Annotated in this window: 2 tRNA genes and 1 rRNA gene; all 3 read right to left on the reverse strand. The window is 53.0% G+C overall.

The features are described 5' to 3' along the window. Positions 1-18 precede the first annotated feature (18 nt). The 3 genes from OOT46_RS30515 to OOT46_RS30525 all read right to left on the reverse strand — a co-directional run bounded on the left by OOT46_RS30515 (position 19) and on the right by OOT46_RS30525 (position 3,356). Positions 19-2,892, reverse strand: a 23S ribosomal RNA gene (locus OOT46_RS30515). A gap of 289 nt (positions 2,893-3,181) precedes the next feature. Further along, positions 3,182-3,257, reverse strand: a tRNA-Ala gene (locus OOT46_RS30520). Positions 3,258-3,279: 22 nt separating this feature from the next. After that, positions 3,280-3,356: transfer RNA gene (locus OOT46_RS30525), tRNA-Ile, on the reverse strand. Between the last annotated feature and the right edge of the window lie 4 nt (positions 3,357-3,360).

Below are 3,360 nucleotides of genomic sequence, written 5' to 3' on the forward strand. Positions count from 1 at the left end.
GAGGATCATCAAAGTTATAGGGTCAAGCCGCACGAGCAATTAGTACTGGTTAGCTTAACGCATTACTGCGCTTCCACACCCAGCCTATCAACGTCCTGGTCTTGAACGACTCTTCAGGGGGCTCAAGGCCCCGGCAAGACTCATCTTGAGACGAGTTTCCCGCTTAGATGCTTTCAGCGGTTATCTCTTCCGCACTTAGCTACTCGGCAATGCCACTGGCGTGACAACCGATACACCAGAGGTGCGTCCACTCCGGTCCTCTCGTACTAGGAGCAGGCTCTCTCAATCTTGCAGCGCCCACGGAAGATAGGGACCAAACTGTCTCACGACGTTTTAAACCCAGCTCACGTACCTCTTTAAATGGCGAACAGCCATACCCTTGGGACCGGCTACAGCCCCAGGATGAGATGAGCCGACATCGAGGTGCCAAACACCGCCGTCGATATGAACTCTTGGGCGGTATCAGCCTGTTATCCCCAGAGTACCTTTTATCCGTTGAGCGATGGCCCTTCCATACAGAACCACCGGATCACTTAGTCCTACTTTCGTATCTGCTCGACTTGTCAGTCTCGCAGTTAAGCACGCTTTTGCCTATGCACTATCAGCACGATTTCCGACCGTGCCTAGCGTACCTTCGAACTCCTCCGTTACGCTTTGGGAGGAGACCGCCCCAGTCAAACTGCCCACCATACACTGTCCCCAACCCGGATCACGGGCCAAGGTTAGAACCTCAAACACACCAGGGTGGTATTTCAAGGACGGCTCCACGGCACCTAGCGGCACCGCTTCTAAGCCTCCCACCTATCCTACACAGATCTGTTCAAAGTCCAATGTAAAGCTACAGTAAAGGTTCATGGGGTCTTTCCGTCTTTCCGCGGGGAGATTGCATCATCACAAACATTTCAACTTCGCTGAGTCTCTGGAGGAGACAGTGTGGCCATCGTTACGCCATTCGTGCAGGTCGGAACTTACCCGACAAGGAATTTCGCTACCTTAGGACCGTTATAGTTACGGCCGCCGTTTACCGGGGCTTCGATCAAGAGCTTGCACCCCATCACTTAACCTTCCGGCACCGGGCAGGCGTCACACCCTATACGTCGACTTTCGTCTTTGCAGAGTGCTGTGTTTTTATTAAACAGTCGCAGCCACCGATTCTCTGCGGCCTCTTTCGGCTCCCCCTGTTCGGGTTCACCTACTCAAGGCACACCTTCTTCCGAAGTTACGGTGTCAATTTGCCGAGTTCCTTCTCCAGAGTTCTCTCAAGCGCCTGAGAATACTCATCACGCGCACCAGTGTCGGTTTGCGGTACGGTCGTGTGTAGCTGAAGCTTAGTGGCTTTTCCTGGAAGCAGGGTATCACTCACTTCGGCCGCAAGCGGCCTCGTTATCACCTCTCATCTTAGCCCGGCGGATTTGCCTACCAGGCACGACTACAGGCTTGAACCGGGACTTCCAACACCCGGCTGAGCTAACCTTCTCCGTCCCCACATCGCACTACACATCGGTACAGGAATATTCACCTGTTTCCCATCAGCTACGCATCTCTGCCTCGCCTTAGGGGCCGACTCACCCTACGCCGATGAACGTTGCGTAGGAAACCTTGCGCTTACGGCGAGGGGGCTTTTCACCCCCTTTAACGCTACTCATGTCAGCATTCGCACTTCTGATACCTCCAGCATCCCTCTCGAGACACCTTCACAGGCTTACAGAACGCTCTCCTACCGCGCACATTGCTGTGCACCCGCAGCTTCGGTAACTGGCTTAGCCCCGTTACATCTTCCGCGCAGGACGACTCGATCAGTGAGCTATTACGCTTTCTTTAAATGATGGCTGCTTCTAAGCCAACATCCTGACTGTTTTAGCCTTCCCACTTCGTTTCCCACTTAGCCAATTTTAGGGACCTTAGCTGGCGGTCTGGGTTGTTTCCCTCTTGTGTCCGGACGTTAGCACCCGGTGCACTGTCTCCCAAGCTCTACTCATCGGTATTCGGAGTTTGCAATGGTTTGGTAAGTCGCCATGACCCCCTAGCCATAACAGTGCTCTACCCCCGATGGTAATACTTGAGGCACTACCTAAATAGTTTTCGGAGAGAACCAGCTATTTCCAAGTTTGTTTAGCCTTTCACCCCTATCCACAGCTCATCCGCTAGTTTTGCAACACTAGTCGGTTCGGACCTCCAGTAAGTGTTACCTCACCTTCATCCTGGCCATGGATAGATCACTTGGTTTCGGGTCTACACCCAGCGACTGCACGCCCTGTTCGGACTCGGTTTCCCTGCGCCTTCCCTATTCGGTTAAGCTTGCCACTGAATGTAAGTCGCTGACCCATTATACAAAAGGTACGCCGTCACCCTTGCGGGCTCCGACTTTTTGTATGCATGCGGTTTCAGGATCTATTTCACTCCCCTCCCGGGGTTCTTTTCGCCTTTCCCTCACGGTACTAGTTCGCTATCGGTCGATTACGAGTATTTAGCCTTGGAGGATGGTCCCCCCATCTTCAGACAGGATTTCACGTGTCCCGCCCTACTTGTCGCACGCCTAGTTCCACACCACGCTTTTTTCATACAGGGCTATCACCTGCTATGGCCGGCCTTTCCAAACCGTTCTGATAAACATGATGCTAAAACGTGCAGGCTCTTCCGATTTCGCTCGCCACTACTTTCGGAATCTCGGTTGATGTCTTTTCCTCGAGCTACTGAGATGTTTCAGTTCACCCGGTTCGCCTCGTTGACCTATGTATTCAGTCAACGATACCCCTAAGGGTGGGTTTCCCCATTCGGAAATCTCCGGATCACAGCCAATTTGCCGGCTCCCCGAAGCTTATCGCAGGCTATCACGTCCTTCTTCGCCTGTAATCGCCAAGGCATCCACCACATGCACTTAGTCACTTGACCCTATAACTTTGACGCCTCTCGACGTCGTCAAGGACTGTCTGAGCGATGGCTCGCTCAGTTGAGTATTTACGCGTTATGCCGTCTTCTAACTCGCTTTTTTACTTTCGAGTTGAAGTCTGGTGACGCAATCAAATGTTGCCGACGGCACGGTCCGCCATGAAGCGGTTTCCGCCGACAACGCTGATTCGACTCTACAAATTGTTAAAGAACAACAGCCGTTCTTTCGAACCGCTAACGCAAACATCCCGTCCCCGGGCTTGCTTGCGTTAGCGTTCGACTTCAGTGAAGGTGGTGGAGGATGACGGGATCGAACCGACGACCCCCTGCTTGCAAAGCAGGTGCTCTCCCAGCTGAGCTAATCCCCCGAACACTTTGCATGCAGAAGGATGGTGGGTCTGGTTGGATTCGAACCAACGACCCCCGCCTTATCAAGACGGTGCTCTAACCGACTGAGCTACAGACCCTTTT

Source organism: Aquabacterium sp. A7-Y (assembly GCF_026153205.1).
Classification (GTDB): Bacteria; Pseudomonadota; Gammaproteobacteria; order Burkholderiales; family Burkholderiaceae_C; genus Caldimonas.